The organism is Streptomyces gobitricini, assembly GCF_039532985.1.
In the GTDB taxonomy this organism is placed as follows: Bacteria; Actinomycetota; Actinomycetes; order Streptomycetales; family Streptomycetaceae; genus Streptomyces; species Streptomyces gobitricini.
This window is the reverse complement of sequence record NZ_BAAASR010000025.1, coordinates 60,554-85,262: the sequence shown is the minus strand read 5'-3', so window position 1 is coordinate 85,262 and position 24,709 is coordinate 60,554. Positions and strand designations below refer to the sequence as shown.

Sequence of the window (24,709 nt, the reverse complement as noted above, 5' to 3'; positions counted from 1 at the left end):
CGATCTAGGAAATACAAAAAGGCCCTGCTCAGCAGGGCCTTTTTTCGCTGCGGGTCCGGTCAGGGCAGCACGGCTGCGGCATTCGTCGGCCAGGTCATACGGATGACGCCGCCCGTCTCGCCGGCCGACACCTCGACGTCGTCGACGAGCCCGGTGATCACCGCGAGGCCCATCTCGTCCTCGCCCTCCGCGTCGTCGAACTCCTCGACCGGCGCGGCGCTGCGGGAGCCCGGGACCCCGGCGGCGTCGGCCGCCGCGACACCGGCGCCCGGAACCTCGTCACCGACCTCGATGGAGAACGTCTTCTCCTCCTCGGTCAGCATGACCCGGATCGGGGAGGCCACGTGGTTGCTGCGGTGCAGCCCGACGGCTCGGGAGCACGCCTCACCGACGGCGAGCCGGACCTCGTCCAGCACGGCTTCGTCGACCCCGGCCCGGCGCGCCACGGCGGCCGCCACCAGACGGGCGGTCCTGACGTGCTCGGGCTGGGCGCTGAAGCGGAGTTCAACGGTGGCCATGCGGTCCCCCTCGGTCGTGCGGGCTAACCTCTCAGAGGACCGGGCTGGACGCCCGGCACCCTGCTCTTCCTCCCGAACCTGCTCCGGTCGGCCGGTTCACCGGCCGGACCCGCCGCCCGGTCGGTCACCGACCGCCGACGGGCTCGCCGGCCGACCGCGAAGGTCGCCGCCCGGATCCGGGCACATGCGTGACCGGCCCGGACCGGAGCCGGGGCGCGGGTCCCGACGGACCCGGCCGACCACGGACCGGCCCGACACGGGTCCGGCCGGACGAACGCCGGACCGGCACCGAACGGACGCCGGACGGCCGACTGGGCCGAACGGGTCCGACGCGGCCTTGACCGGGCCCGGCGCGGGCCGGCCGACCGGTACGGCGAGCCGACTCAGTCGGTGGCCGCGACGGCCTCGTCGACCGTGGTGTGGATCGGGAACACCTTGGTCAGACCAGTGATTCGGAAGATCTTGAGAATGCGCTCCTGGTTGCAGACCAGGCGCAGCGATCCCTCATGCGCGCGCACGCGCTTCAGGCCGCCCACCAGCACGCCGAGGCCGGTCGAGTCGAGGAAGTCCACACCCTCCATGTCGACGACCAGGTGATAGCTGCCGTCATTCACCAACTCGACCAACTGCTCGCGCAGCTTGGGCGCGGTATACACATCAATCTCGCCACCGACCTCGACGACCGTACGGTCGCCACCAGGGCCGGACACATTGCGAGTCGACAGGGACAGGTCCACGGATCCTCCAGCACCTTGCTATCGAGCGGTCGCCCCTCGGATTCTCCGGACGGAGCCAGGGGACGGATCGCCAGCCGCGATGGCATTCAATCACTTACCAGCAGCCATGCACGACGCCTTGGGAGCATTGTCCGTCACGCCGGTGACACACTCGGTGCCGATGGCCATGAATCACCGCCCCAGTCGACCCCCCGAGAGCGGGGACAACCGCCCCTCCCCCGGTACGGTCCTCGACCGGCTCGCCGCAGGGGCGAACCGGGCTGCGCGCATCACTCATACGGAGCACCTGCCCCCGAGAGCGGGTCGCCATGCAGTCTGGCCCGATCGCATCCGTCCAGAAGTGATCAACGCCATCCATACGGCGGGTATCGAGCACCCCTGGGCCCACCAGGCCGCCGCCGCCGAGCACGCGCTGGACGGCGAGTCCGTCGTCATCGCCACCGGTACCGCTTCCGGCAAGTCCCTCGCCTACCTGGCGCCGGTCCTGTCCACCCTGCTGGACGGATCCGAGGCACCCAACGGCCGGGGCGCGACCGCCCTGTACCTCTCGCCGACCAAGGCCCTCGCGGCCGACCAGCGACGTGCGGTCAAGGCCCTCGCCGCACCACTGGGGAACCGGATCCGGCCCGCCGTCTACGACGGCGACACACCCGTCGAGGAACGCGAGTGGGTCCGCCAGTACGCCAACTACGTCCTGACCAACCCCGACATGCTCCACCGGGGCATACTCCCCTCCCATCCGCGCTGGTCCTCCTTCCTGCGCGCCCTGCGCTACGTGGTCGTCGACGAGTGCCACACCTACCGGGGCGTCTTCGGATCCCACGTCGCCCAGGTACTGCGCCGTCTGCGCCGCGTCTGCGCCCGTTACGGCTCCTCACCCGTGTTCCTCCTCGCCTCCGCGACCGCCGCCCAGCCGGCCCTGGCGGCCGGACGGCTGACCGGCCTGCCCGTGCGGGAGGTGGCCGACGACGCCTCGCCGCGCGGAGAGCTGGTCTTCGCCCTCTGGGAGCCGCCGCTCACCGAGCTCCAGGGCGAGCAGGGCGCCCCGGTGCGCCGCACCGCCACGGCCGAGACCGCCGACCTCCTGACGGACCTGACCGTCCAGGGCGTCCGGTCGGTCGCCTTCGTGCGCTCCCGGCGCGGTGCCGAGTTGATCTCGGTCATCGCCAAGGAGAGGCTCGCGGAGATCGACCGCTCGCTGCCCGCGCGGGTCGCCGCCTACCGGGGCGGCTACCTGCCGGAGGAGCGCCGGGCCCTGGAGCGGGCCCTGCACTCCGGTGAGCTCCTCGGCCTGGCCGCGACGACCGCCCTGGAGCTGGGTATCGACGTGTCGGGCCTGGACGCCGTGGTGATCGCCGGCTACCCGGGGACCCGCGCCTCCCTGTGGCAGCAGGCGGGCCGCGCCGGACGCTCCGGGCAGGGAGCCCTCGCGGTGCTGGTGGCCCGCGACGACCCACTGGACACCTTCCTCGTCCATCACCCGGAGGCGCTGTTCCGCCAGCCGGTCGAGTCGACCGTCCTCGACCCGGACAACCCCTACGTCCTCGCCCCCCACCTGTGCGCGGCGGCGGCGGAACTACCGCTCACGGAACCCGATCTGGCCCTGTTCGGCCCGGCCGTCCCGGAGCTGCTGCCCCAGCTCGAATCGGCAGGCCTGCTGCGGCGCCGGGCGTCCGGGTGGTACTGGACCCGTCGCGAACGCGCCGCGGACCTCGCCGACATCCGGGGCGAGGGCGGCAGCCCTGTCCAGATCGTCGAGGCCGGCACGGGCCGGCTGCTCGGCACCGTCGACGAACCGGCCGCCCACGCCGCCGTCCACGAAGGCGCAGTCCACCTCCACATGGGCAGGACCTACCTGGTCAAGCAGCTGGACCTCAAGGAATCGGTCGCCCTGGTCGAGGAGGCCAACCCGCCGTACTCCACCACCGCCCGCGACACCACCGCCATCTCCGTGCTGGAGACCGACACCGAGATCGCCTGGGGGGACGGGCGTCTGTGCTACGGGTCCGTCGAGGTCACCAACCAGGTCGTCTCCTTCCTCCGCCGCCGTCTGATCACCGGCGAGGTCCTGGGCGAGACGAAGCTCGACCTGCCGCCGCGCACCCTGCGCACCCGCGCCGTGTGGTGGACCGTCACCGAGGACCAGCTGGACGCCGCCCGGGTGAACCCCGAGCAGCTGGGCGGCGCCCTGCACGCCGCCGAGCACGCCTCCATCGGCCTGCTGCCGCTCTTCGCCACGTGCGACCGCTGGGACATCGGCGGGGTGTCCGTCCCCCTCCACCCGGACACGCTGCTGCCGACGGTCTTCGTGTACGACGGCCACCCGGGCGGCGCCGGGTTCGCGGAGCGTGCCTTCCACACCGCGCGGGAGTGGCTGACCGCGACCCGTGACGCCATCGCGTCCTGCGAGTGCGAGGCGGGTTGCCCCTCGTGCGTCCAGTCCCCCAAATGCGGCAACGGCAACGATCCGCTGCACAAGCGGGGCGCTGTCCGACTCCTCACGGAGCTGCTGCGGGGAGCCCCGGAAGCGCCCCGGGAGGTCCCGCCCGCGGCCTGACCGCGCGCCCCGGAGCCACGAGCGCTCCGGTCAGGTACGGGCGGTGTGCCCTGGCCGGGCCAGCCGGTGCGGCCGGGTCGCCGCGCCACTGTGCCACTGCGGCGTCGGCCGGGGCGCCGGTCCGGGGCCCCGGCCGCCCCGTGGCCGGGGCCGCCCGTGGCGGGACAGCCGCGCCGATGACGAGGACACCCGATGGCGGGGCGCACCGGTGACCCCTGGCTGGTAGCACCCGCAGCTCCGAGTCCTCGCGGACCGTCCGCACCTCCCCGCGCGTGGCTGCCTGCCCCAAGCGGGCCGACCCCCACCCGGCCCCCGCCAACGCGGCAACGGCGACGACCCGCTGGGCGAGCACGGCACCGTGCCCTACGGCACTGCCGCGGGCTGCCACGAATGCTCCCGCGCAGGCCCCGCCCTCGCCCTCACCGTGGGCGCGTACGGCCCGAACCGGGACCGTGCCGTCACATCCGCGACCTCGCCGCGTACCGCGCACAGCACCACTTCCGCCCCCTGCGCCCGCGCCACCCGGGCCGCCGCCCCGCATGCGTCGGTCACGCCCCACAGCGCCCGGTCCGCCGCAGCCAGCGCCGCGAGGTCCGCGGCGCCCCCCGCTTGATGACGGGCGGCCACCGCCTGCCCCAGGGCGAGGATCGCCGCGAAGACAGCGCACATCACGGTGGCCGCCATCGCCGCCCACACCGTCGCCGATCCACGGTCGGAGCGCTCCCGCGCGCCCGGGAAGCGGTCCGTCCACGGGCCCGAGCCGGAGCCCCCGCCGGGGTCGGAGGCCGGATCCGGGTGACGGCGGCCCGCCTCCGGGCGGCTCATGGAGCCACCCCCACCGTGTCCGGAGCCGTCGCGGGCACCCCCACCGTGTCCTCGGCCAACGCCGCCGCCTCCGCTCGGAGGGTCAGCGCCAGAGTTCCGGGCCCGGGCGTGGGCGCCTCCACCCGGACGCGCCACAGGTCCCCGGTGCGCTCCACCGCCACGCGGGCGCCGCTCGGCGCGGCCGAACGGGCCGCCTCCACCGCCTTCGCACGCGGCTCGGAGCGTGCCACGGCCCGCGCCCCGGCCCGCGCCGCGTCCACGCACTGGATCTGCGCGGCCGCCGCCGTCAGCGCCCACACGAGCGCCATCGTGAAGAGCACCAGCGCCGGCAGGGCCGTGGCCGCTTCGGCGGTCACCGAACCGCGGTCGCCGCCGGCTTCAGAACGGGGCATTGAGCGCCCTCCCGATCAGCGACTCCAGCCCGCCCGACACGACGTCACTTGTGACGATCTTGTAGAGCACGGCCGCGAACGCACACGCGGCGAGTGTCCCCATCGCGTACTCGGCGGTGGACATCCCCTCGTCTCCACCCCCTCCGGCCCGACGCACCCGGGCCTTCACGGACTTCAGGCCCTTCAGGACCTTCAGCATCCGGTTTCCCATACCAACCCCCAAGAGATGTCGATCCGTCACAACAGTTCGCTCGCCAGTCCGATCACCACCGGGGCCACTCCGACCGCCAGGAACGCGGGCAGAAAGCACAGCCCCACCGGAGCGGTGATCAGCACCTGCGCCCGCTGCGCGCGGGCGGTGGCCCGCCGGGCCTGGTCCGCGCGGAGCCCGGCGGCCAGCCGGGAGACCGCCTCGGCGGCCGGAGCGCCCGAGGCGGCCGCCCGCTCCAGACAGCGCGCCAGAGGTCCGGCGCCCGGTATCCCACCGAACCGGCCCCACACCTCGCTCGGTTCGCCGCCCAGCCGCAGCTCGGCCGCTGCCTTCGCCAGCCGGTCACCGACCGGCCCGCCCAGTGAGTCCCCGACGGCCTCCGCCGCCTCGCGCGGCCCCGCCCCGGCCGACAGACACGCGGCCAGCAGGTCCGCCGCCATCGGGAGCCCCCGCGCCACCGCCTCCGCGTCCTCCTCCCCGGCAGGGCGCGGACGCCGCTGCCATCTCCGTACGCCATACGCGCCGACGGCACCCACCGCGCACCCGGCGACCCCGCCGAACAGGATCCAGCCGCTGACGGCCGCCCCGGCCGGTGCCACCCACCGCCGCGCCCACACCGCGCGCTCCCGCCACCGGGGCCGGCCGCGCCCCTGCCCGGTCCTCAGCAGTGCGGTGACCCGCCGGCGCGCGCGGCGCTCACGTCGCCGGGCGGCAAGCGCGCCGGTCAGCCACGCCGCACCGGCCGCCAGAGCCACCGCGGCCCCCACGCCCGGGAGCAGCTGCCCGCTCACGGCTCCTCCCCGGCCCGTACGACCCGCCCGGCCCACCACAGGCCCATGCCTTCCAGGAGGCCTCCCACGGCCAGGCAGCACAGGCCCGCCGGGGTGTGGAACAGCACCCGCAACGGATCGGCGCCGAGCGCCCAGCCCATCGCGAGCGCCACCACCGGGAGCAGCGCCAGCAACCCGACCGTGGCCCAGGCGCCCGCCAGCTGGGCTCTCAGCCGTTCCCGCTGGTCGCGCCGCTCGCGCAGCGCCGCCTCCAGCCGGTCCAAGCCCGCCGCCAGCCCGGCCCCGCCGTCCACGGCCACCCGCCAGCAGGCCGCCAGTCCCACCAGGCCGTCCGCGCCGTCCTCCCGCGCCGCACGCCGCAACGCCTCCGGTACGTCACCCCCGAACCTCGCCGCCGCCAGGACCGCCGCCTCCTCGCCGCCCAACGCCCCGGTGTCGCGCGCCGCCCAGAACAACGCCTGCCCGGGCTGCCACCCGGCGCGCAACTCACCGGCGACCGCACCGCACAGGGCGATCACCGCGTCCGCGCGCCGCTCCCGGGCGCGGGCCCGCTCCGCGGCCCTCAGCCACCGTCCCGCCAACGGCACGGCGCACGCCCCCGCGACCAGCGGCAGCACCGACGTCGCCAGCACCGCCAGAACCCCCGCCACCACCAGACAGAGCCACTCCCGCCGCACCCGCACCCGCACCCGCGCCACCGGCACCCAGCGCCGCCAGGACCACGCCCCCGCGGCCGGCACGTCACCACCGCCCGCGAACAGCAGCCGGGCCCGCCGCAGCCCCCGCTCCCGGTCCAGCACCAGCCAGGCCGCCGCACCCGCGCACACCGCCGCGTACATCGGCTGTCCCGTCACCACCGCTCACCCCCGATCAGCGACCGCAGCCGCTCCCAGCCCCGCTCGTACCGAAACCCCTCGGGCGCCCACCGCAGGGCGGGAACCGTGACGACCAGTCCCCGCGCGTCCCGGTCCAGCACATGCACCTCGGCGATCCGGCGTCGCCCGTCCCTGGCCCGCACGAGGTGGACGACCACCGACAGACCCGCCGACACCTGGCTGTGCAACGCGGCCCGGTCGAGCCCCGCGGCCGTCCCCAGCGCCTCCAGACGCGCCGGCACATCGGCGGCGGTGTTGGCGTGCACGGTCCCGCAGCCGCCCTCGTGCCCGGTGTTCAAGGCGGCCAGCAGATCCGTCACCTCGGCTCCGCGCACCTCGCCCACCACCAGCCGGTCGGGCCTCATCCGCAGCGCCTGACGCACCAGGTCCCGCAGCGTCACCCGGCCCGCGCCCTCCTGGTTCGGCGGCCGGGCCTCCAGCCGGACCACATGCGGGTGGTCCGGCCGCAACTCGGCCGAGTCCTCGGCCAGTACGATCCGCTCCCGCTCGCCCACCAGCCCCAGCAACGTCGACAGCAACGTCGTCTTCCCCGACCCCGTTCCGCCACTGACCAGGTACGACACCCGAGCGTCGACCAGGGCCCGGAGTACCTCGTCCCCACCCGGCGGCACCGTCCCGGCCGCCGTCAACTCCCGCAGGCAGAAGGCCCGTGGCCGTACCACTCGCAGCGACAGGCAGGCGGAACCGACCGCCACCGGCGGCAGCACCGCGTGCATCCGCGTGCCGTCCGGCAGCCGCGCGTCCACCCAGGGCCGGGCGTCGTCCAGCCGCCGTCCCGCGACCGCCGCCAGCCGCTGCGCCAGCCTGCGGACCGCCGCAGCGTCCGGGAACGCGACGCCCGACAGCTCCAGCCCCGCGCCCCGGTCCACCCACACCCGGTCCGGAGCCGACACCAGTACGTCCGTCACCGCCGGATCGGCGAGGAGCGGCTCCAGCGGTCCGGTGCCCACCAGTTCGCACCGCAGCTCCTCCGCCGCGCCGAGCACTTCCGTGTCTCCCAGCACCCGGCCCTGCGCCCGCAGCGCGGCCGCCACTCCGGCGGGCGTGGGCTCCGTGCCGCTCTCCACGAGCCGCTGCCGGACGGCCTCCAGCAGCCCCGCCGTCACGACGCGCCTTCCTCGGCCAGCGCCCGCTCCCAGAACGCCGCGCAGAAGCGGCCGAGCGGACTTCGCGCGCTCCCGCCCGGCGGGGCGCCCGCGTCCAGAGCCGCCTCCAGGCCCGGCTCCACGGGCAGTTCTCCCACGAGCGGCAGGCCCAGCACCTCCGCGACCCACTGGTCGTCGACCCCGGCGGCGTACGGCCCGCGGACCACCACGCGCAACTCGCGCAGCACCGTGCCCACCTCGGCCGCCACCCGCTTGGCGCCGGCGACGGCCCGCAGTTCGGCGGGCACCACGAGCAGCCCGAGGTCCAACTGGGCCAGCGCCTCCACGGTCGCGTCATCGACCCGGCGCGGCAGGTCCACGATCACCACACCGCCACGTCTGCGTGCCGCCGCCAGCACCGAACGCATCGCCTCCGGGCTGATCGCCGCCGACTCGCCACGGTCCCAGCTGAGAACCCGAAGGCCACGCAGTGAAGGCAGCGACTCCTCCAACGCCCCGCCCGCGACCCGGCCCCTGGCAGCCGCGAGATCCGGCCATCGCAGTCCTTCCGCCTGCTCACCGCCCAGCAGAACGTCGATTCCCCCGCCCAGCGGGTCACCGTCCACGAGCATCGTCCGCCGCCCCTCACGCGCCGCCGTGACAGCCAGCGCACAGGCCAGCGTCGACGCCCCGGCACCACCGCGTCCGCCGATCACCCCGACGGTCAGCGCCTGCCGCCCAGCGCCCTCGGCCACGTCGGCGATCCGGTCGACGAGCCAGCTCTCGGCTTCGGGCAGCCGCAACACGCAGTCCGCGCCGATCTCCACCGCACGCCGCCACACCCCCGGATCGTCCTGGCCACGTCCGACGAGCAGCACGTCCCGCCTGCGTGTCGCGCCCCGGCAGCGGGCGGCCGCGTCGTCCCCGACCAGGACCAGCGGCGCGGCGTCCCAGCTCGCTCTGTGCTCGGGCACCGCGTGGTACACCTGCGGTTGCGCGCCGGCGGCGGCGCACAACCGCAGCAGGTCGTCGAGGAGTTCCGCGTCCTCGGTCACGATCAGCGGTCCGTCCCGCCGCCCCTCGACGGTCGGCGCCCGGTCCGATGTGATGGAACCAGCCATGATCTCCGCCCCTCTCCCCTGTCTCATCGCGCTCGTGTGTGACCGTTCGGCCCCTCGCGGCACACGGGTGTTCCCGCGTGTCCGACGTGTCGGTGCGGATCGGCTTCCGCAGCGGGTCTCCTCCCGCCGTCGCGCGACGGGAGATCTGCGATTCCGCCTCTGCGGACTTCGCGGCCGGAATCACGATGAACGACTTCTGGAAAAGAAGTGGATCTTCCCTTAAAACTGTGGACAACTTGCCCGTTGTGAATATCCACGTAGCTCATACCAGCGACTTCCGCAGCGCAGCACTTCCGCTACTCTGAGTGACGTACAGGGGATGGCGACGATCCCCGACCGGAGCGCGGGAGGAGGACGGAATGTTCGATCAGAGCCGTCGAAAACGGACGAAAACGCGTCCGGACATGCGACGACCCCCGCCGGGGGGGAGAGCGGGGGTCGTCTTTCCGGCCGACTCGGGGGGGGGAGGAGCCGGGCCGGGTTAGCACGGTCGCGAACGATCCGTGACTTCCATGGTGTACCCGAGAGCCTTCTCAGGCAAACCCACACGCCCCAGCGTACGCCGAATGGCGGGCACCTATGCTCAGGCTCGTGGAAAACCACTCCTTGCCGCGCACAGCAGCCTTCTTTGACCTGGACAAGACGGTCATTGCGAAGTCATCGACGTTGACCTTCAGCAAGTCCTTCTACCAAGGCGGCCTGATCAACCGCCGCGCCGTACTGCGGACTGCCTACATCCAGTTCGTCTTCCTGGCCGGCGGTGCCGACCACGAGCAGATGGAACGGATGCGGGAGTACCTCTCCGCGCTCTGCAAGGGCTGGAACGTCCAGCAGGTCAAGGAGCTGGTCGCCGAGACCCTGCACGACCTGATCGACCCGATCATCTACGACGAGGCGGCGTCCCTCATCGAGGAACACCACGCCGCCGGCCGGGACGTCGTGATCGTCTCCACCTCCGGCGCCGAGGTGGTCGAACCTGTCGGCGAGCTGCTCGGGGCCGACCGGGTCGTGGCGACGCGGATGGTCGTCGGTGACGACGGCTGCTTCACCGGAGAGGTCGAGTACTACGCCTACGGCCCCACCAAGGCGGAGGCCATCCGGGAGCTGGCGGAAGCGGAAGGGTACGACCTGTCCCGCTGCTACGCGTACAGCGACTCGGCCACCGACCTGCCCATGCTGGAGGCCGTCGGACACCCGTACGCGGTGAACCCGGACCGCGCGCTCCGCCGCGAGGCGGCCGGGCGCGATTGGCCGGTTCTCGTCTTCAACCGCCCGGTCCGTTTGAAGCAGCGCCTGCCCGCTTTCCGGATGCCGCCGCGCCCCGCGCTCGTGGCAGCCGCGGCCGTGGGTGCGGCGGCGGCCACCGCCGGCCTGGTCTGGTACACCAGCCGACGGCGGCAGTCGGCGTGAGTACCTGGCGCACCGCACGTGCTCGCACCAACGCACCAACGCACCACACCGCGCGAGCCAGGCGTCGATGGTGCGCAGGAAACGGATGACGGTGGACATCCAGCGCCCAAGGTAAAAAGTGGAGGCAGGACTTTCGTATCGCCCCGGACGGGAGTACAAAGGACTTAACGGCCCGCGAGACCAAGGACATCCGAAAGGATCCCCTGTTGAGCAAGAAGGCCCCACGGACCGAACAGCACGGAAGCTGAGTACCCACGCGACGTCGACCCGTCGATTACGGGCCAGCCGCACCAGGCGTCGGGCAAAGTCCCCGCCTGATGGGCACATATCGAGGACGCATGGTAACCCGGCGGACGTGCCAGCGGCGGTACCGCTCAGGTGGTACCGCCGCAACCCTGTCCCGCCCACACCGCACCGCGCCGGACCCACCGCGCCCGGACCGCACCGCACCACGCCGGACCCACCGCGCCCAGACCGCACCGCGACCCGCACCGCGCCCACGCCGGACGCATCGCACCGCGACCCGCACCGCGCGCCGGACCACCGCGCCCGGACCGCACCGCGCCCACCCCGGACGCACCCGCCCACGCGACGGTCTCCGACGGTGTCGCAGCCCGGGCCACGGCCACGGGTCGCGCCACCGGCCCCAGGTGCGGCCGGCTCCCCCTCGGCGCCGCGCGTAAGGCGGCCGGGTTCCGCTACGCCGCTCCGCGCTGGAGCGCCTCGCAGACCGCGGTCGACTCCCGGACGCCCAGCTCCACCGCCCGTCCACAGTGGGAGATCCACGCCGCCATACCCTCCGGGGTACCGGACAGATAGCCCTCGAACGCCGCGACGTAAGCCGCGCGCCCCTGCTCCGCGTGACCGACCTCGGCCGGGCAGATCGCCTTGGGGTCCAGCCCGCTGCCGATCAGCACGATGCGCTCGGCCGCCCGCGCCACCAGCCCGCTGTACGAGGTGAACGGCCGGAGCGCCAGTAGCTCACCGTGCACCACGGCGGCCGTCACCAGCGCCGGGGCCGAGCTGCCCGCGACGATCAGATCAGCCAGCCCGTCAAGACGGCCCGCGACCTCGGCGGCGCCGGGGAGCGGCGCCTCGATGCCGGGCTCGTCGACGGGCTCACCGTCCCGCCGCGGCCGCCCCACCGAGTCGGCCGGCACTCCGGCCGTCCCACCTGCCGCGGCGCTCGCCGGGCTGCCGGGGTCGCCCGTCGCGACCAGGTGGAGCCTGGCCAGCACCCGCATCGGCGACTGCCGCCAGATCGACAGCAGCTGGCCCGTCTCGGCGCCCAGACGCAGGGCGGCGCCGACCGTCCGCGCCTCCGCGTCCCCGCTGAAGTCGGTACGCCGGCGCACCTCCTCCAGGGCCCAGTCGGCACCCGACAGGGCCGCGGACGCGCGCGCGCCGCGCAGCGCCGCCTCGGAGGTCACCTCGTTGCTGCGGCGCCGCATCACGCGGTGCCCGTAGACCCGGTCGACGGCCTTGCGAACGGAGTCCACGGCATCGGGCACACCGGGCAGCGCCCCCAGCGCGACCAGGGGGTCAGCGGGATTCGTACTCATAGGTAGCGAGGCTACGCGCCCGGCACCGGCGACCCACCTTGGAGTGGCCTTCGTCATACACGACGGCAACGCGGGGCAATCGCGCCACTACGCCCCGCTACGCTATCTGAACATGAAGATCGCTTTCGTAGGTAAGGGCGGCAGCGGCAAGACCACGCTGTCCTCCCTCTTCATCCGCCATCTCGTCGCCAACGAGGTTCCCGTCCTCGCGGTGGACGCCGACATCAACCAGCACCTCGGGGCCGCGCTGGGCCTCGACGAGGCGGGAGCGGCCGCGCTGCCGGCGATGGGCGCGCACCTGCCGCTGATCAAGGAGTACCTGCGCGGCACCAACCCCCGGATCCCGTCCGCCGAGACGATGATCAAGACGACGCCCCCGGGCGAGGGGTCCCGGCTCCTGCGCGTCGGCGAGGACAACCCGATCTACGAGGCGTGCGCCCGGCCGGTGCGCCTGGACGACGGCGACATCAGGCTGATGGCGACGGGGCCGTTCACCGAGGCCGACCTCGGAGTGGCCTGCTACCACTCGAAGGTCGGGGCGGTGGAGCTGTGCCTGAACCACCTGGTCGACGGGCCGGAGGAGTACGTCGTCGTCGACATGACGGCCGGCTCGGACTCGTTCGCGTCGGGGATGTTCACGCGGTTCGACATGACCTTCCTGATCGCCGAGCCGACCCGCAAGGGCGTCTCCGTCTACCGCCAGTACAAGGAGTACGCGCGTGACTTCGGCGTCGAGCTGCGCGTCGTCGGCAACAAGGTGCAGGGCATGGAGGACGTCGACTTCCTGCGCGAGGAGATCGGGGACGACCTGCTCGTCACGGTCGGCCACTCGAACTGGGTCCGCTCGATGGAGAAGGGCCGTCCGGCGCGCTTCGAACTGCTGGAGGCCGAGAACCGGATGGCGCTGCAGTCCCTGCAGAACGCCGCGGACGACTCGTACCGGCACCGCGACTGGGAGCGGTATACGCGCCAGATGGTGCACTTCCACCTGAAGAACGCGGAGAGCTGGGGCAACGCGAAGACGGGGGCCGACCTGGCTGCGCAGGTCGACCCCGGCTTCGTACTCGGTGAAGGGCTCGGTGCCGTTCAGCCCGCCTGACGCCGGGCGGGGGCGCCGGCCGGGACGGCCGGTGAGGCGGCGGTCGCCGGCCGGGCCGCGAGGAAGGCCGGCCAGTCGTTCTTCGGCGCCTCGCCGACCTTCAGCGTGCGCAGTTTGGCCAGGACCGCGGGGTCCTGCGCGTCCAGCCAGTCGGCGAGCTGACGGAACGACACGCACCGCACGTCGCTGCGGACGCAGACGTCGGCGATCGTCTCCTCGATGGCGCGCATGTAGGTGCCGCCGTTCCAGGACTCGAAATGGTTGCCGATGATCAGGGGGGCGCGGTTGCCGTTGTACGCGCGCTCGAAGGCCTGGAGCATCCCGTCACGGAACTGGTTGCCCCAGAACTGGTGCATGGACGGCGCGCCCTTGGCCGTTCCGGACTGGTTGACCATGAAGTTGTAGTCCATGGACAGCGTCTCGAACGACCGCCCGGGGATGGGGATCATCTGGAGCGAGAGGTCCCACAGGCCCTCCCTCTTCCCGGGCCAGACCTGGTTGTTGACGCCGCTGGTGTCGTAGCGCCAGCCGAGCTGGCTCGCGGCGCGCACGAAGTTGTCCCGGCCTTCCAGGCAGGGGGTGCGGGCGCCGATCAGCTCCGTGTCGTAGTCGAACGGCAGCGGCTTCTCGGCGGTCAGGCCGGAGTTGGTCTTCCAGTTCTTGACGAAGGACTTGGCCTGGGAGATCTCACTCTTCCAGTCCTCGACGGACCAGGTCCCGACACCGCTCTCCGGGCCGCAGAAGTGGCCGTTGAAGTGGGTGCCGATCTCATTGCCCTCCTGCCAGGCGCCCCGCAGTTCGCGCACGGTGTCGCGGATGCCCTCGGTGTCGTTGAAGCCGATGTCGGAACGGCCGGGGGCGTGGCCGGGCGGGACGTACAGCTTCGACTTCTCCTCCGGCAGCAGGTAGACGCCACTGAGGAAGTACGTCATCGTCGCGCCGTACCGCTTGCCCACCTTGCGGAAGTGGGAGAAGAGCTTCTGGCTGTCCTCGCCGGCGCCGTCCCATGAGAAGACCACGAACTGGGGCGGCTTCTCGCCGGGCTTGAGGCGCTGTGGCTTCTTCAGTCCCGGCTGGGCGCCGGTGTAGGCGGTCGAGCCGTCGCCGATGAGACGGACGGCGCTCTTGGGCGCTGTGACCTGCTTCGGGCCGGCCGCGCCCGCGGCGTCCTCGTCCGAGCCGGTGCACCCGGCCAGCCCCGCCGCCAGGGCGACCGCCACACCGGCCGCGACCGTGACCACGCCGAGGGGGCGCCCCCGCAGGCCGGCCGCGGCCGGGGCGGCCTGCCCCGAATCCGGCGTGCCGCCGGAGGTCCGGCGCGCGAGGGTCCGCCGGGCGGAGGCCCACCGGGCGGCGCCGGCGCGGGCGGCGTCGAGTGCGTAGCGGCGGACGGCGTTCCCGCGGGTGGCGGGCCCGCTCGTGGGGGTCTGTTTCGTGGCGGCCATCTTCCGCCCACCCTTCTCGTGGTCCACGGAGGTCTCTGCTGCGAGCCCCGTCAACGTCGCACCACGGAAGTGGGTGTGAACATACGACAAGCCGTACTAGAAGGACTAATCACTGAATTAGGTGAAATATTGCCCCTTATGCATCGAAAATAATGCCGGACTCTTTACTCTCCATTACGATCTGTTTACAGAGAGTTGGCACACTCCCGCCACTGCACGCCGTGACCCACGGCCGCGACCCCACGTTCGTTCGACCCGCACGTACCGCGACCGCGCCGCCCCGGAGGAGACGGGAACCCATGACTGCCTGCACCCCTGCCCGCACCGGTCCGTCCGGCGGCCACTCCGGCCGTACGTTCCGTACTGCCGGGAGGCCACGCCTCCTGAAGCCGCACAGCCCCCCGCCACCCGAGGGCGGCCGCCGGTTCCGTGTCGCGGGCGCCGACGTCTCGGCCTCCATCGCCGTCTTCCTCATCGCGCTCCCGCTCTCCCTGGGCATCGCACTCGCGACCGGTGCCCCGCTCCAGGCCGGCCTGGTGGCCGCCGCGGTCGGCGGCATCGTCGCCGGCCGGCTCGGCGGCGCGCCGCTCCAGGTCAGCGGGCCCGCCGCGGGACTGACCCTCGTCACCGCCGAGCTCATCCAGAGGTACGGCTGGCGCACCACCTGCGCCATCACCGTCCTGGCGGGGCTCGCCCAACTGGGGCTTTCCGCGCTGCGGGTGGCGCGCACCGCGCTGGCCGTGTCCCCGGCGATCGTGCACGGCATGGTGGCCGGCATCGGCGTCACCATCGCCCTCGCCCAGCTCCACGTCGTCCTGGGCGGTACGCCGCAGAGCTCGGCCGTGCACAACTTCCTGGGCCTGCCCGCCCAGTTGGCCGATCTGCACACGGCGGCGGTGTCGGTGAGCGTGGTGACCGTCGTCGTCCTGCTGGTGTGGCCACGGCTCCCCGGACGGGCCGGCCGTGTGCTGCGGAAGGTGCCGGCGGCGCTCACCGCCGTGGCCGCCGCGTCGGTACTGGCCATCGCCGCCGGGATCGGCGTACCGCGTGTCGACCTGCCGTCGTGGAGCAGTCACGCGCTTCCCGGGCTTCCGGAAGGGCCCGTCCTCGGTATCGCCGTGGGAGTGCTGACCATCACGCTCGTCACCAGCGTCCAGTCGCTGCTGTCGGCCGTCGCCGTCGACAAGCTGGTGGCCGCCCGCAAGGACACCACGGTCCATGTGCCGCGCTCCAACCTCGACCGGGAGCTGGCGGGCCAGGGAGCCGCGAACATCGTCTCCGGCGCGCTCGGCGGCCTGCCGGTCGCGGGCGTCGCCGTGCGCAGCGTGGCCAACGTGTCGGCCGGGGCCGTGAGCCGGCACTCCACGATGCTGCACGGGCTGTGGGTGGTGCTGGCCGCCCTCGTACTCGTGCCCGTCCTGGACCTGATCCCGCTGCCGGCGCTCGCCGCGCTCGTCATGGTGATCGGCATCCAGATGGTCAGCATCACCCACATCCGCAGCGTCACCCGTCACCGCGAGGTGATGGTCTACGCCGTGACGGTGTCCGGAGTCGTCCTGATCGGGATCCTCCAGGGGGTGGCGCTGGGCATCGTCGTGGCCAGTGCCGTCGCCATGCACCGGCTCACCCGGACGCGGATCACCAAGGAGACCAAGGGGGACGTCGAACACATCAGGGTCCGCGGGCAGTTGACGTTCCTGGCCGTGCCGCGCCTGAGCCGGGCCCTGCACCAGGTGCCCCAGGGGGCGACCGCCGTCGTGGAGCTGGACGGGTCGTTCATGGACCACGCGGCCTACGAGACGCTGCAGGACTGGCAGATGTCCCACATGGCGCGGGGCGGACAGGTCGAGATGACCGGCCGCACCGGCGTGCGGATCGCCGAGCCCGGAGCGGGTGCGCACGCCTGTTGCCGACCCTGGACGCCCTGGCGCAACCACCACTGCGGCGAGCACCCGGTGGCCGAGCCCAGGCGTCGGACGAAGGGCCACCAGCTGGCCAGCGGACTCAGTTCCTTCCAGCGCAACACGGCGCCGCTGGTGCGCGAGGAGCTGGCCAGGCTCTCGCGGGAGGGGCAGCGGCCGTCGCAGCTCTTCCTGGCGTGTGCCGACTCCCGGCTCGTCACCAGCATGATCACGGCCAGTGGTCCGGGGGACCTGTTCACGGTACGGAACGTCGGCAACCTGGTGCCGGCGCCGGGTGCGGAGAGCGGGGACGACTCCGTGGCGGCGGCGATCGAGTACGCCGTCGACGTGCTGCGCGTACAGTCCATCACCGTGTGCGGGCACTCGGACTGCGGTGCGATGCAGGCCCTGCTGAGCAGCAAGCCGGACGCGCCCGAGACCCCGCTGCGGCGCTGGTTGCGGCACGGGATGCCGAGTCTGGAGCGGATGCGGAGCACGCGCCGCACCTGGGCCCGGCTCTCCGGGGGGCCGGCCGGTGACGGTGCGGGCAGGTTGCCCGCCGACGCCGCCGAGCAGCTCTGCCTCACCAATGTGGTGCAGCAGCTGGAGCACCTGAAGGCCCATGAGGCGGTGGCACGACGGCTCGCCGAGGGCACGCTGGAGCTGCACGGCATGTACTTCCACGTGGGTGAGGCTCAGGCGTATCTGCTGGCGGACACCGACAGCCGCGTGCGTGACGGGCGTGACGGGCGTACGGACGGGGAGAGCGCCGTCTTCGACTGGGTGGCCCCGTCCGCCCAGCCGTTGCCGAGCCGTTCCCGCTACCCCTCGTCCCCCGCGCCCTCCACATCGCCGACGTCGCCCGCACCACCCGCCTCCCCCTCCTCGCAGGCGGCATCTCCTTCCTCGGATTCCCCCTCCTCTCCCCCCTCTCCTCCGTCTCCCTCCTCCCCCCATTCGCCAGCGGCCCTGCCGTCGTCCAAGGAGGGAGCGTCCGCCTGACGACTTCCGGCCCCTCCTCGCACGCCTGAACCTTCGGCGGGTGGCATCCGTGGGAGTGGGCGTGGCCCCTTCTCCCCGCCGCCCGGGGAGGAGGGGTCACGTGACCACCCGGTCCCGTTCACACCGTCAGCCGATCACCCGGAACCTGTCGGCCAAGAGGTCTAAACCAATGGCCTGGAAGCTCTTGTCACCCGGGCATCTGGCTGATGAGCTATGGGCTGGGACACATCGGACGCCCCGGGAATGGGAGATGTCGTGAGCAACGAGAGCCTGGCCAACCTTCTGAAGGAGGAGCGGCGGTTCGCACCGCCCGCCGAGCTGGCTGCGAACGCCAATGTGACGGCGGCCGCGTACGAGCGGGCCGAGGCGGACAGGCTTGGCTTCTGGGCCGAGCAGGCACGTCGGCTCAGCTGGGCCACCGAGCCGACCGAGACCCTCGACTGGTCGAACCCGCCCTTCGCGAAATGGTTCGCCGACGGCAAGCTCAGCGTGGCGTACAACTGCGTGGACCGGCACGTCGAGGCGGGGCACGGCGACCGGGTCGCCATCCACTTCGAGGGCGAGCCGGGCGACGGCCGGGCCATCACGTACGCCGAGCTCAAGGACGAGGTCTCCAGGGCGGCGAACGCGCTGACCGAACTGGGCGTCAGCAAGGGCGACCGGGTCGCGGTGTACATGCCGATGATCCCCGAGGCCGCCGTGGCGATGCTGGCCTGCGCCCGTATCGGCGCCGCGCACTCCGTCGTCTTCGGCGGCTTCTCGGCCGACGCCGTCGCCTCCCGCATCCAGGACGCCGACGCCAAGCTGGTCATCACGGCCGACGGCGGCTACCGGCGCGGCAAGCCGTCCGCGCTCAAGCCGGCCATCGACGAGGCCGTCGCCAAGTGCCCGCAGGTCGAGCACGTCCTGGTGGTGCGCCGCACCGGCCAGGACACCGCCTTCACCGAGGGCCGGGACGTGTGGTGGGACGACATCGTCGCCCGCCAGTCGACCGAGCACGCCCCCGAGGCGTTCGACGCGGAGCACCCGCTCTTCATCCTCTACACGTCCGGTACGACGGGTAAGCCCAAGGGGATCCTGCACACCTCCGGCGGCTACCTCACCCAGGCGGCCTACACCCACCACGCGGTCTTCGACCTCAAGCCGGAGACGGACGTCTACTGGTGCACCGCCGACATCGGCTGGGTGACGGGCCACTCGTACATCGTCTACGGGCCGCTGGCCAACGGCGCCACGCAGGTGATGTACGAGGGCACGCCGGACACCCCGCACCAGGGGCGGTTCTGGGAGATCGTGCAGAAGTACGGCGTCACGATCCTCTACACCGCGCCCACCGCCATCCGTACGTTCATGAAGTGGGGGGACGACATCCCCGCCAAGTTCGACCTGAGCAGCCTCCGGGTCCTCGGGTCGGTCGGTGAGCCGATCAACCCCGAGGCGTGGATGTGGTACCGGGAGAACATCGGCGCCGGGAAGACCCCGATCGTCGACACCTGGTGGCAGACCGAGACCGGCGCGATGATGATCTCGCCGCTGCCGGGCGTCACCGAGACGAAGCCGGGTTCGGCGCAGCGGGCCCTGCCGGGCATCTGCGCCACCGTCGTCGACGACGAGGCGAACGAGGTCCCCGACGGCGGAGGCGGTTACCTGGTCCTCACCGAGCCCTGGCCCTCGATGCTGCGTACCATCTGGGGCGACGACCAGCGGTTCATCGACACCTACTGGTCACGTTTCCAGGGCAAGTACTTCGCGGGCGACGGCGCCAAGAAGGACGACGACGGCGACATCTGGCTGCTCGGGCGCGTGGACGACGTCATGCTGGTCTCCGGTCACAACATCTCCACGACGGAGGTGGAGTCGGCGCTCGTCTCGCACCCGAAGGTCGCCGAGGCGGCGGTCGTGGGTGCCGCCGACGAGACGACGGGCCAGGCCATCGTGGCGTTCGTGATCCTTCGCGGTACGGCGAGCGAGGACGACGCGCTCGTCAACGACCTGCGCGACCATGTGGGCGCGACGCTCGGCCCGATCGCCAAGCCCAAGCGCATCCTCCCGGTGGCCGAGCTCCCCAAGACGCGCTCCGGCAAGATCATGCGCCGTCTGCTGCGGGACGTCGCGGAGAACCGGCAGCTGGGTGACGTCACCACGCTCACGGACTCGTCCGTCATGGACCTGATCCAGTCCAAGCTGCCCACGGCCTCCAGCGAGGACTGACCGGCCACGGCTTCCGGGGAGAACTGACCGGCCACGGCCCCGGCGAGGAGAGGGCCACGAGCGAGGAGAGGGCACCCGGCGAGGAGAGGGCACCCGGCGACGACGCGCCGGATGCCCTCTTCACGCATAAAGTGGCATTCGCCGGATATGACCTTGCGCACGCCGGGTAGGGTTGAGCAGCACGTCAACAACACGACAATAAGATCCACGACAACGAGTCTCAGGGTGCGCCGGGAAGTCTGGTCGGCATGTGCTTCGTCATGCCCGCCCTACCGACCGACCGACCGGAGGTCCGCCACCGTGGCCGCGCCCACCCCCAGCAACCCCCGTAAGTTCCTCGCGCGTCTCTCCCTCCCCGAGCGGACGTACATCGCGGACGCGCTGCGTGCGGAGACCGTCGGTGGCGTCCTGCTCCTGCTGGCCGCCGTCGCCGCCCTCGTCTGGGCGAACACCCCGATCAGCGGCAGCTACGAGTCGGTGCGCGACTTCCACATAGGCCCGGCCGCCCTCGGCTTGGACCTGTCCCTCCAGCACTGGGCGGCCGACGGACTGCTCGCCGTCTTCTTCTTCGTCGCCGGCATCGAGCTCAAGCGCGAGCTGGTCGCGGGCGAGCTGCGCGACCCGAAGGCCGCCGCACTCCCCGTGGTCGCCGCGCTCTGCGGCATGATCGCCCCCGCCCTCGTATACGTACTGGTCAACGTCACCGGGGGCGGCTCCCTGGACGGCTGGGCGGTCCCGACCGCCACCGACATCGCCTTCGCGCTCGCCGTCCTCGCCGTCATCGGCACCTCCCTGCCGTCCGCGCTCCGCGCCTTCCTCCTCACCCTGGCCGTCGTCGACGACCTGTTCGCGATCCTGATCATCGCGGTCTTCTTCACCAGCGACCTGAACTTCGCGGCGCTCGGCGGCGCCGTCGTCGGCCTCGCCCTCTTCTGGTTCCTGCTGCGCACGGGCGTGCGCGGCTGGTACGTGTACGTGCCGCTGGCCCTGGTCATCTGGGGCCTGATGTACAACAGCGGCGTCCACGCCACGATCGCCGGCGTAGCCATGGGCCTGATGCTGCGCTGCACCCGGCGCGACGGCGAGGACCACTCGCCGGGCGAGCACATCGAGCACCTGGTCCGGCCCCTGTCAGCCGGTTTCGCCGTGCCGATGTTCGCGCTGTTCTCGGCGGGCGTGGCCGTCTCCGGCGGTGCGCTGGCCGACGTCTTCACCAAGCCCGAGACCCTCGGCGTGGTGCTGGGCCTGGTGCTCGGCAAGGCGTTCGGCATCTTCGGCGGTACGTGGCTGGCGGCCCGCTTCACCAAGGCGGAGCTCAACGAGGACCTGACCTGGGCCGACCTCTTCGCCGTCGCCACCCTCGCAGGCATCGGCTTCACCGTCTCGCTGCTCATCGGCGAGCTGGCCTTCGCCGGGGACGAGGCACTGACCGACGAGGTCAAGGCGGCGGTCCTGATGGGCTCGCTCATCGCCGCCGTACTCGCCGCGATCCTGCTGAAGCTGCGGGTGCGCAAGTACCAGCTGCTGTGCGCGGAGGAGGACCGCGACGACGACATGGACGGCATCCCGGACGTGTACGAGCAGCACGACCCGGCCTACCACATGCGGATGGCGGAGATCCACGAGAGGAAGGCCACCGAGCACCGGCGGCTCGCCGAGGCGGTCGCGGCCCACGGGTCTCAGCAGGCCGGAGCGACGCAGTTTACTCACGGTGCTCCGGGAACCCAGGCAGCTCAGGAGGCTCAGGCGGTTCGGGAGGCGGAAGTGGCGGGGGGATCGCGCACAGACGGCGATGGTCCGGCATGATCTGAGGTCGGACCACAGGAGAGAAGAGGGAGCGAGACAATGAGCTACCCCGCCGACAATGGTGGACCTGGTGCGGAGCGCAGTCTCGGCCAGCTGGTCGCCACGGCGACCACCGAGATGTCCGCGCTGGTGCACGACGAGATCGCGCTGGCCAAGGCCGAACTGCGACAGGACGTCAAGCGCGGCGCGATGGGCGGGGCGGCCATCAGCGTCGCGGGCGTCTTCGCGATCTTCTCGCTCCCCGTGCTGAGCTTCGCCGCGGCGTACGGAATCCACAACCTGGGGCTCGGGCTCGCGTGGTCCTTCCTGATCGTCGGCAGCGCGTACCTGGTGCTGGCCGGGCTGGCGGCACTGCTCGCCGTGACCAAGTTCAAGAAGGTCAAGCCGCCGGAGCGGTCCATCGCCTCGGCCAAGCGGACGGCCGCCGTGCTCGGCAACGCCAAGCCCCACCCGCGGGACACCACCGGTCGTCCGATTCGTCCCGCCCTTGCGGTCAAGGACGAGGCCGAGGTTGTGGCACGCTCGTCCGCATGACCGTCCCTGAGAGCAACACCGGCAGTCCCGTACGGATCGATGGTCCCTGGACACATCGTGACGTGGCGGCCAATGGGGCGCGCTTCCACATCGCCGAGATGGGCGACGGGCCGCTGGTGTTGCTGCTGCACGGTTTCCCGCAGTTCTGGTGGACGTGGCGGCACCAGTTGCCCGCGCTCGCCGACGCCGGGTTCCGGGCGGTCGCGATGGACCTGCGCGGCGTGGGCGGCAGTGACCGTACGCCCAGGGGCTACGACGCGGCGAACCTGGCGCTCGACATCACGGGTGTGGTGCGCTCGCTCGGCGAGCCGGACGCCGCGCTGGTCGGGCACGACCTGGGCGGGTATCTGGCGTGGACGGCGGCGGTGATGCGGCCGAAGCTGGTGCGCCGGCTGGCGGTCTCCTCGATGCCCCACCCTCGGCGGTGGCGCTCGGCGATGCTCTCCGACTTCTCCCAGTCGCGTGCCGGGTCGTACGTGTGGGGCTTCCAGCGACCCTGGCTGCCGGAGCGTCAGCTGGTCGCGGACGACGCGGCGTTGGTGGGGCGGCTGGTCCGCGAGTGGTCCGGCCCCGGCCAGGAACCGAGCGAGGAGGCGGTCGGCGTGTACCGGCGGGCGATGACGATCCCGTCGACGGCGCACTGCTCGATCGAGCCGTACCGGTGGATGGTGCGGTCACTGGCGCGCCCGGACGGCATCCAGTTCAACCGGCGCATGAAGCGCCCGGTGCGGGTTCCGACGCTGCACCTGCACGGCTCGTTGGACCCGGCGATGCGGACGCGCAGCGCGGCCGGGTCGGGCGAGTACGTAGAAGCTCCGTACCGGTGGCGGCTCTTCGACGGCCTGGGCCACTTCCCCCATGAGGAGGACCCGGTGGCGTTCTCCACCGAGCTCATCAACTGGCTCAAGGACCCCGAGCCCGACCGCTAGGCGCCGTACCGGCGGGCGGCGGTGCCTCGCGGTGGTCGCGACGGCGGTGGTCTCGGTTGCGACGGCGGTCGCGGTGGTGGCGGCGGTCGCGGTGGCGACGACGGTGGTGGTCGCGGTGGCGACGACGGTGGTCGCGGCGGCGGCCGGAGGGATGTTGGACGGTCGCCCGATGAAGCGGCTGGAAGGTTGTATGACGAACAGCCAATTGCCTGCCGCATACGCCAATTGGCGGCCCCCGGGGCGGTTACCGACCATGGGGTCCGGGCAGACGTCGAGGTATGGGCTGGACGCACGACTACGCTGACTCAGCACGGAACCGCCGCTCGGCCTCTGCGCCGATCCCCCCAAGGAGCGGCCCACCGGTCGCCCAGGGGCCGGACCCCCGACTCGGGATCTCCCGCATCCTCCGCCGCCGGGCCCGCTGGGTCTCGGCGCGCCTCCGGCACACGCGCCACTAGGCACGGATCCGCCGGTCAGAGAGCGCAGCCCTGGCTGTCGACCTGCTGGTTGGCGGTCCGGCCGAGCTCGATGTCCTGGCGGATCTCGTCGGCCGTCAGGGCGTAACCGGTGTCCGGGTCGTCCAGCGACCTGGCGAAGATCACCCCGTACACCTCGCCGTCCGGGGTGAGCAGCGGTCCACCGGAGTTGCCCTGGCGGACCGTCGCGTACAGCGAGTACACATCGCGGCGCACCTGGCCACGGTGGTAGATGTCCGGGCCGTCGGCGTCGATCCGGCCGCGCACCCGCGCGGAGCGGACGTCGTACGCGCCGTTCTCCGGGAAGCCCGCGACGATGGCGCTGTCACCGCTGCGCGCGTCCGCGTCCGCGAACCGGAGCGGTTCTGCCTTCAGGTCCGGTACGTCCAGTACGGCGATGTCGCGCTGCCAGTCGTAGAGCACGACCTTCGCGTCGTACCGCCTGCCCTCACCGCCTATCTGGACGGTCGGCTCGTCGACGCCGCCGACGACATGGGCGTTGGTCATCACACGGCGCTCGGCGAAGACGAACCCGGTGCCCTCGAGGGACTTGCCGCAGCTCGGCGCCGTACCGACGACCTTGACGATGGACTTCTTGGCGCGCGCGGCCACCGGGCTCCCCGCGAGCGCCGGATCGGGGGCGCGGACCTCGGTGATCGGCTCGTTGGCGAACGGGCTGAAGACCTGCGGGAAGCCGTTCTGCTTGAGGACCGAGGAGAAGTCGGAGAACCAGATGTCGGCCTGTCCGGGCAGTGCCCGGTCCACGCCGAGCAGCACCTTGGAGTTACGGACCTCCTTGCCGATGGTCGGCAAGGTGGTCTGGGCCAGGAACGAGCCGAGCAGCCAGGCCACGAGGAGCATGGCCACCACGTTGACCAGGGCGCCGCCGGTGGCGTCCAGCGCGCGGGCGGGTGACCAGGTGATGTGGCGGCGCAGCTTGTTGCCGAGGTGGGTGGTGAAGGCCTGGCCCACCGAGGCGCACACGATCACGATGACGACGGCGACGATCGCGGCGGTCGTCGACACCTTGGCGTCGTTCGTCAGCGGCCTCCAGACGAGCGGGAGGAGGTAGACCGCGACGAGCCCGCCGCCGAGGAAGCCGATCACCGACAGGATGCCGACGACGAAGCCTTGTCGGTATCCGATGATCGCGAACCACACGGCGGCGACCAGCAGCAGAATGTCCAGCACGTTCACCGTC

21 protein-coding genes are annotated in these 24,709 nt (G+C 72.4%); 9 read left to right on the top strand and 12 right to left on the bottom strand.

Annotation, left to right across the window (positions count from 1 at the left end):
- Window positions 1-59 precede the first annotated feature (59 nt).
- Window positions 60-518 carry an ATP-binding protein gene (locus ABD347_RS22575; RefSeq protein ID WP_344364240.1) on the bottom strand — a complete coding sequence of 153 codons (459 nt, stop codon included), beginning with the start codon at window positions 516-518 and terminating at the stop codon, window positions 60-62.
- 383 nt (window positions 519-901) lie between these two features.
- Complete coding sequence (locus ABD347_RS22570) at window positions 902-1,255, bottom strand: STAS domain-containing protein (RefSeq protein WP_003967428.1); 354 nt, start codon at window positions 1,253-1,255, stop codon at window positions 902-904.
- A 79-nt stretch (window positions 1,256-1,334) separates the two neighbouring features.
- Between ABD347_RS22570 and ABD347_RS22565 the strand changes: the two genes are divergently transcribed.
- The gene (locus ABD347_RS22565; protein ID WP_344364238.1) at window positions 1,335-3,812 is read left to right on the top strand and encodes a DEAD/DEAH box helicase; all 2,478 of its coding nucleotides are present in this window, start codon (window positions 1,335-1,337) and stop codon (window positions 3,810-3,812) included.
- Between the two features lie 363 nt (window positions 3,813-4,175).
- Here the strand turns inward: ABD347_RS22565 and ABD347_RS22560 are convergent, their stop codons facing one another.
- From ABD347_RS22560 to ssd, 7 genes are read right to left on the bottom strand one after another with little or no spacing between them, the layout of a single operon-like run.
- Entirely contained in the window at window positions 4,176-4,637 is a 462-nt protein-coding gene (locus ABD347_RS22560) for an Rv3654c family TadE-like protein (protein WP_344364235.1), read from the bottom strand.
- Window positions 4,634-5,029 (bottom strand): TadE family type IV pilus minor pilin, encoded by a 396-nt coding sequence (locus ABD347_RS22555; RefSeq protein WP_344364233.1) that lies wholly within the window; start codon window positions 5,027-5,029, stop codon window positions 4,634-4,636. The genes ABD347_RS22560 and ABD347_RS22555 overlap by 4 nt, the downstream gene beginning before the upstream one ends.
- Window positions 5,016-5,228, bottom strand: a complete 213-nt coding sequence (locus ABD347_RS22550; RefSeq protein WP_344364230.1) for a DUF4244 domain-containing protein — start codon at window positions 5,226-5,228, stop codon at window positions 5,016-5,018. The genes ABD347_RS22555 and ABD347_RS22550 overlap by 14 nt, the downstream gene beginning before the upstream one ends.
- Window positions 5,229-5,266: 38 nt before the next feature.
- Entirely contained in the window at window positions 5,267-6,031 is a 765-nt protein-coding gene (locus tag ABD347_RS22545; protein ID WP_344364227.1) for a type II secretion system F family protein, read from the bottom strand.
- A complete protein-coding gene (locus ABD347_RS22540; RefSeq protein WP_344364271.1) occupies window positions 6,028-6,870 on the bottom strand; it encodes a type II secretion system F family protein in 843 nt (280 codons plus the stop codon). Before ABD347_RS22540 ends, ABD347_RS22545 begins: the two co-directional genes overlap by 4 nt.
- An 11-nt stretch (window positions 6,871-6,881) precedes the next feature.
- Window positions 6,882-8,033, bottom strand: coding sequence for a TadA family conjugal transfer-associated ATPase (locus ABD347_RS22535; protein WP_344364224.1), 1,152 nt, complete (start codon window positions 8,031-8,033; stop codon window positions 6,882-6,884).
- A complete protein-coding gene (gene ssd / locus ABD347_RS22530) occupies window positions 8,030-9,133 on the bottom strand; it encodes a septum site-determining protein Ssd (protein WP_344364223.1) in 1,104 nt (367 codons plus the stop codon). Before ssd ends, ABD347_RS22535 begins: the two co-directional genes overlap by 4 nt.
- A 579-nt stretch (window positions 9,134-9,712) precedes the next feature.
- On the opposite strand from ssd, the gene ABD347_RS22525 reads away from it, so the two are divergent.
- Window positions 9,713-10,543 carry an HAD family hydrolase gene (locus tag ABD347_RS22525; RefSeq protein ID WP_344364220.1) on the top strand — a complete coding sequence of 277 codons (831 nt, stop codon included), beginning with the start codon at window positions 9,713-9,715 and terminating at the stop codon, window positions 10,541-10,543.
- Between the two features lie 698 nt (window positions 10,544-11,241).
- Here the strand turns inward: ABD347_RS22525 and ABD347_RS22520 are convergent.
- Window positions 11,242-12,105, bottom strand: a complete 864-nt coding sequence (locus tag ABD347_RS22520) for a Fic family protein (protein WP_344364219.1) — start codon at window positions 12,103-12,105, stop codon at window positions 11,242-11,244.
- 112 nt (window positions 12,106-12,217) lie between these two features.
- Here ABD347_RS22520 and ABD347_RS22515 point away from each other — a divergent pair, with 112 nt between their 5' ends.
- Window positions 12,218-13,204, top strand: a complete 987-nt coding sequence (locus ABD347_RS22515; protein ID WP_344364218.1) for an ATP-binding protein — start codon at window positions 12,218-12,220, stop codon at window positions 13,202-13,204.
- On the opposite strand, the gene ABD347_RS22510 is transcribed toward ABD347_RS22515, so the two are convergent.
- Window positions 13,192-14,649, bottom strand: a complete 1,458-nt coding sequence (locus tag ABD347_RS22510) for a polysaccharide deacetylase family protein (RefSeq protein ID WP_344364215.1) — start codon at window positions 14,647-14,649, stop codon at window positions 13,192-13,194. The genes ABD347_RS22515 and ABD347_RS22510 overlap by 13 nt on opposite strands.
- 299 nt (window positions 14,650-14,948) lie before the next feature.
- On the opposite strand from ABD347_RS22510, the gene ABD347_RS22505 reads away from it, so the two are divergent.
- From ABD347_RS22505 to ABD347_RS22480, 6 genes are all read left to right on the top strand, one after another.
- A complete protein-coding gene (locus tag ABD347_RS22505; protein WP_344364212.1) occupies window positions 14,949-17,552 on the top strand; it encodes a bifunctional SulP family inorganic anion transporter/carbonic anhydrase in 2,604 nt (867 codons plus the stop codon).
- Between the two features lie 255 nt (window positions 17,553-17,807).
- Window positions 17,808-19,763, top strand: coding sequence for an acetate--CoA ligase (acs, locus tag ABD347_RS22500; RefSeq protein WP_344364210.1), 1,956 nt, complete (start codon window positions 17,808-17,810; stop codon window positions 19,761-19,763).
- 300 nt (window positions 19,764-20,063) lie between these two features.
- The gene (gene nhaA / locus ABD347_RS22495) at window positions 20,064-21,569 is read left to right on the top strand and encodes a Na+/H+ antiporter NhaA (RefSeq protein WP_344364208.1); all 1,506 of its coding nucleotides are present in this window, start codon (window positions 20,064-20,066) and stop codon (window positions 21,567-21,569) included.
- A 39-nt stretch (window positions 21,570-21,608) separates the two neighbouring features.
- On the top strand, window positions 21,609-22,103 hold the full coding sequence (locus ABD347_RS22490) for a phage holin family protein (protein ID WP_344364205.1): 495 nt from the start codon (window positions 21,609-21,611) through the stop codon (window positions 22,101-22,103).
- Window positions 22,100-23,032 (top strand): alpha/beta fold hydrolase, encoded by a 933-nt coding sequence (locus ABD347_RS22485; protein WP_344364203.1) that lies wholly within the window; start codon window positions 22,100-22,102, stop codon window positions 23,030-23,032. The genes ABD347_RS22490 and ABD347_RS22485 overlap by 4 nt, the downstream gene beginning before the upstream one ends.
- Before the next feature lie 278 nt (window positions 23,033-23,310).
- Window positions 23,311-23,490 carry a hypothetical protein gene (locus ABD347_RS22480; RefSeq protein WP_344364201.1) on the top strand — a complete coding sequence of 60 codons (180 nt, stop codon included), beginning with the start codon at window positions 23,311-23,313 and terminating at the stop codon, window positions 23,488-23,490.
- A gap of 15 nt (window positions 23,491-23,505) precedes the next feature.
- Here the strand turns inward: ABD347_RS22480 and ABD347_RS22475 are convergent, their stop codons facing one another.
- A complete protein-coding gene (locus ABD347_RS22475) occupies window positions 23,506-24,705 on the bottom strand; it encodes a MarP family serine protease (RefSeq protein ID WP_344364270.1) in 1,200 nt (399 codons plus the stop codon).
- Window positions 24,706-24,709 lie beyond the last annotated feature (4 nt).

What these genes read in the sequence shown, in the direction of transcription:
- ABD347_RS22575 (WP_344364240.1), bottom strand. Translation starts at nt 518, where the DNA reads ATGGCCACCGTTGAACTCCGCTTCAGCGCCCAGCCCGAGCACGTCAGG.
- ABD347_RS22565 (WP_344364238.1), top strand. Translation starts at nt 1,335, where the DNA reads ATGGCATTCAATCACTTACCAGCAGCCATGCACGACGCCTTGGGAGCA.
- ABD347_RS22560 (WP_344364235.1), bottom strand. Translation starts at nt 4,637, where the DNA reads ATGAGCCGCCCGGAGGCGGGCCGCCGTCACCCGGATCCGGCCTCCGAC.
- ABD347_RS22555 (WP_344364233.1), bottom strand. Translation starts at nt 5,029, where the DNA reads ATGCCCCGTTCTGAAGCCGGCGGCGACCGCGGTTCGGTGACCGCCGAA.
- ABD347_RS22550 (WP_344364230.1), bottom strand. Translation starts at nt 5,228, where the DNA reads ATGCTGAAGGTCCTGAAGGGCCTGAAGTCCGTGAAGGCCCGGGTGCGT.
- ABD347_RS22540 (WP_344364271.1), bottom strand. Translation starts at nt 6,870, where the DNA reads ATGTACGCGGCGGTGTGCGCGGGTGCGGCGGCCTGGCTGGTGCTGGAC.
- ssd (WP_344364223.1), bottom strand. Translation starts at nt 9,133, where the DNA reads ATGGCTGGTTCCATCACATCGGACCGGGCGCCGACCGTCGAGGGGCGG.
- ABD347_RS22525 (WP_344364220.1), top strand. Translation starts at nt 9,713, where the DNA reads ATGCTCAGGCTCGTGGAAAACCACTCCTTGCCGCGCACAGCAGCCTTC.
- ABD347_RS22520 (WP_344364219.1), bottom strand. Translation starts at nt 12,105, where the DNA reads ATGAGTACGAATCCCGCTGACCCCCTGGTCGCGCTGGGGGCGCTGCCC.
- ABD347_RS22515 (WP_344364218.1), top strand. Translation starts at nt 12,218, where the DNA reads ATGAAGATCGCTTTCGTAGGTAAGGGCGGCAGCGGCAAGACCACGCTG.
- ABD347_RS22510 (WP_344364215.1), bottom strand. Translation starts at nt 14,649, where the DNA reads ATGGCCGCCACGAAACAGACCCCCACGAGCGGGCCCGCCACCCGCGGG.
- ABD347_RS22505 (WP_344364212.1), top strand. Translation starts at nt 14,949, where the DNA reads ATGACTGCCTGCACCCCTGCCCGCACCGGTCCGTCCGGCGGCCACTCC.
- ABD347_RS22490 (WP_344364205.1), top strand. Translation starts at nt 21,609, where the DNA reads ATGAGCTACCCCGCCGACAATGGTGGACCTGGTGCGGAGCGCAGTCTC.
- ABD347_RS22485 (WP_344364203.1), top strand. Translation starts at nt 22,100, where the DNA reads ATGACCGTCCCTGAGAGCAACACCGGCAGTCCCGTACGGATCGATGGT.
- ABD347_RS22480 (WP_344364201.1), top strand. Translation starts at nt 23,311, where the DNA reads ATGGGCTGGACGCACGACTACGCTGACTCAGCACGGAACCGCCGCTCG.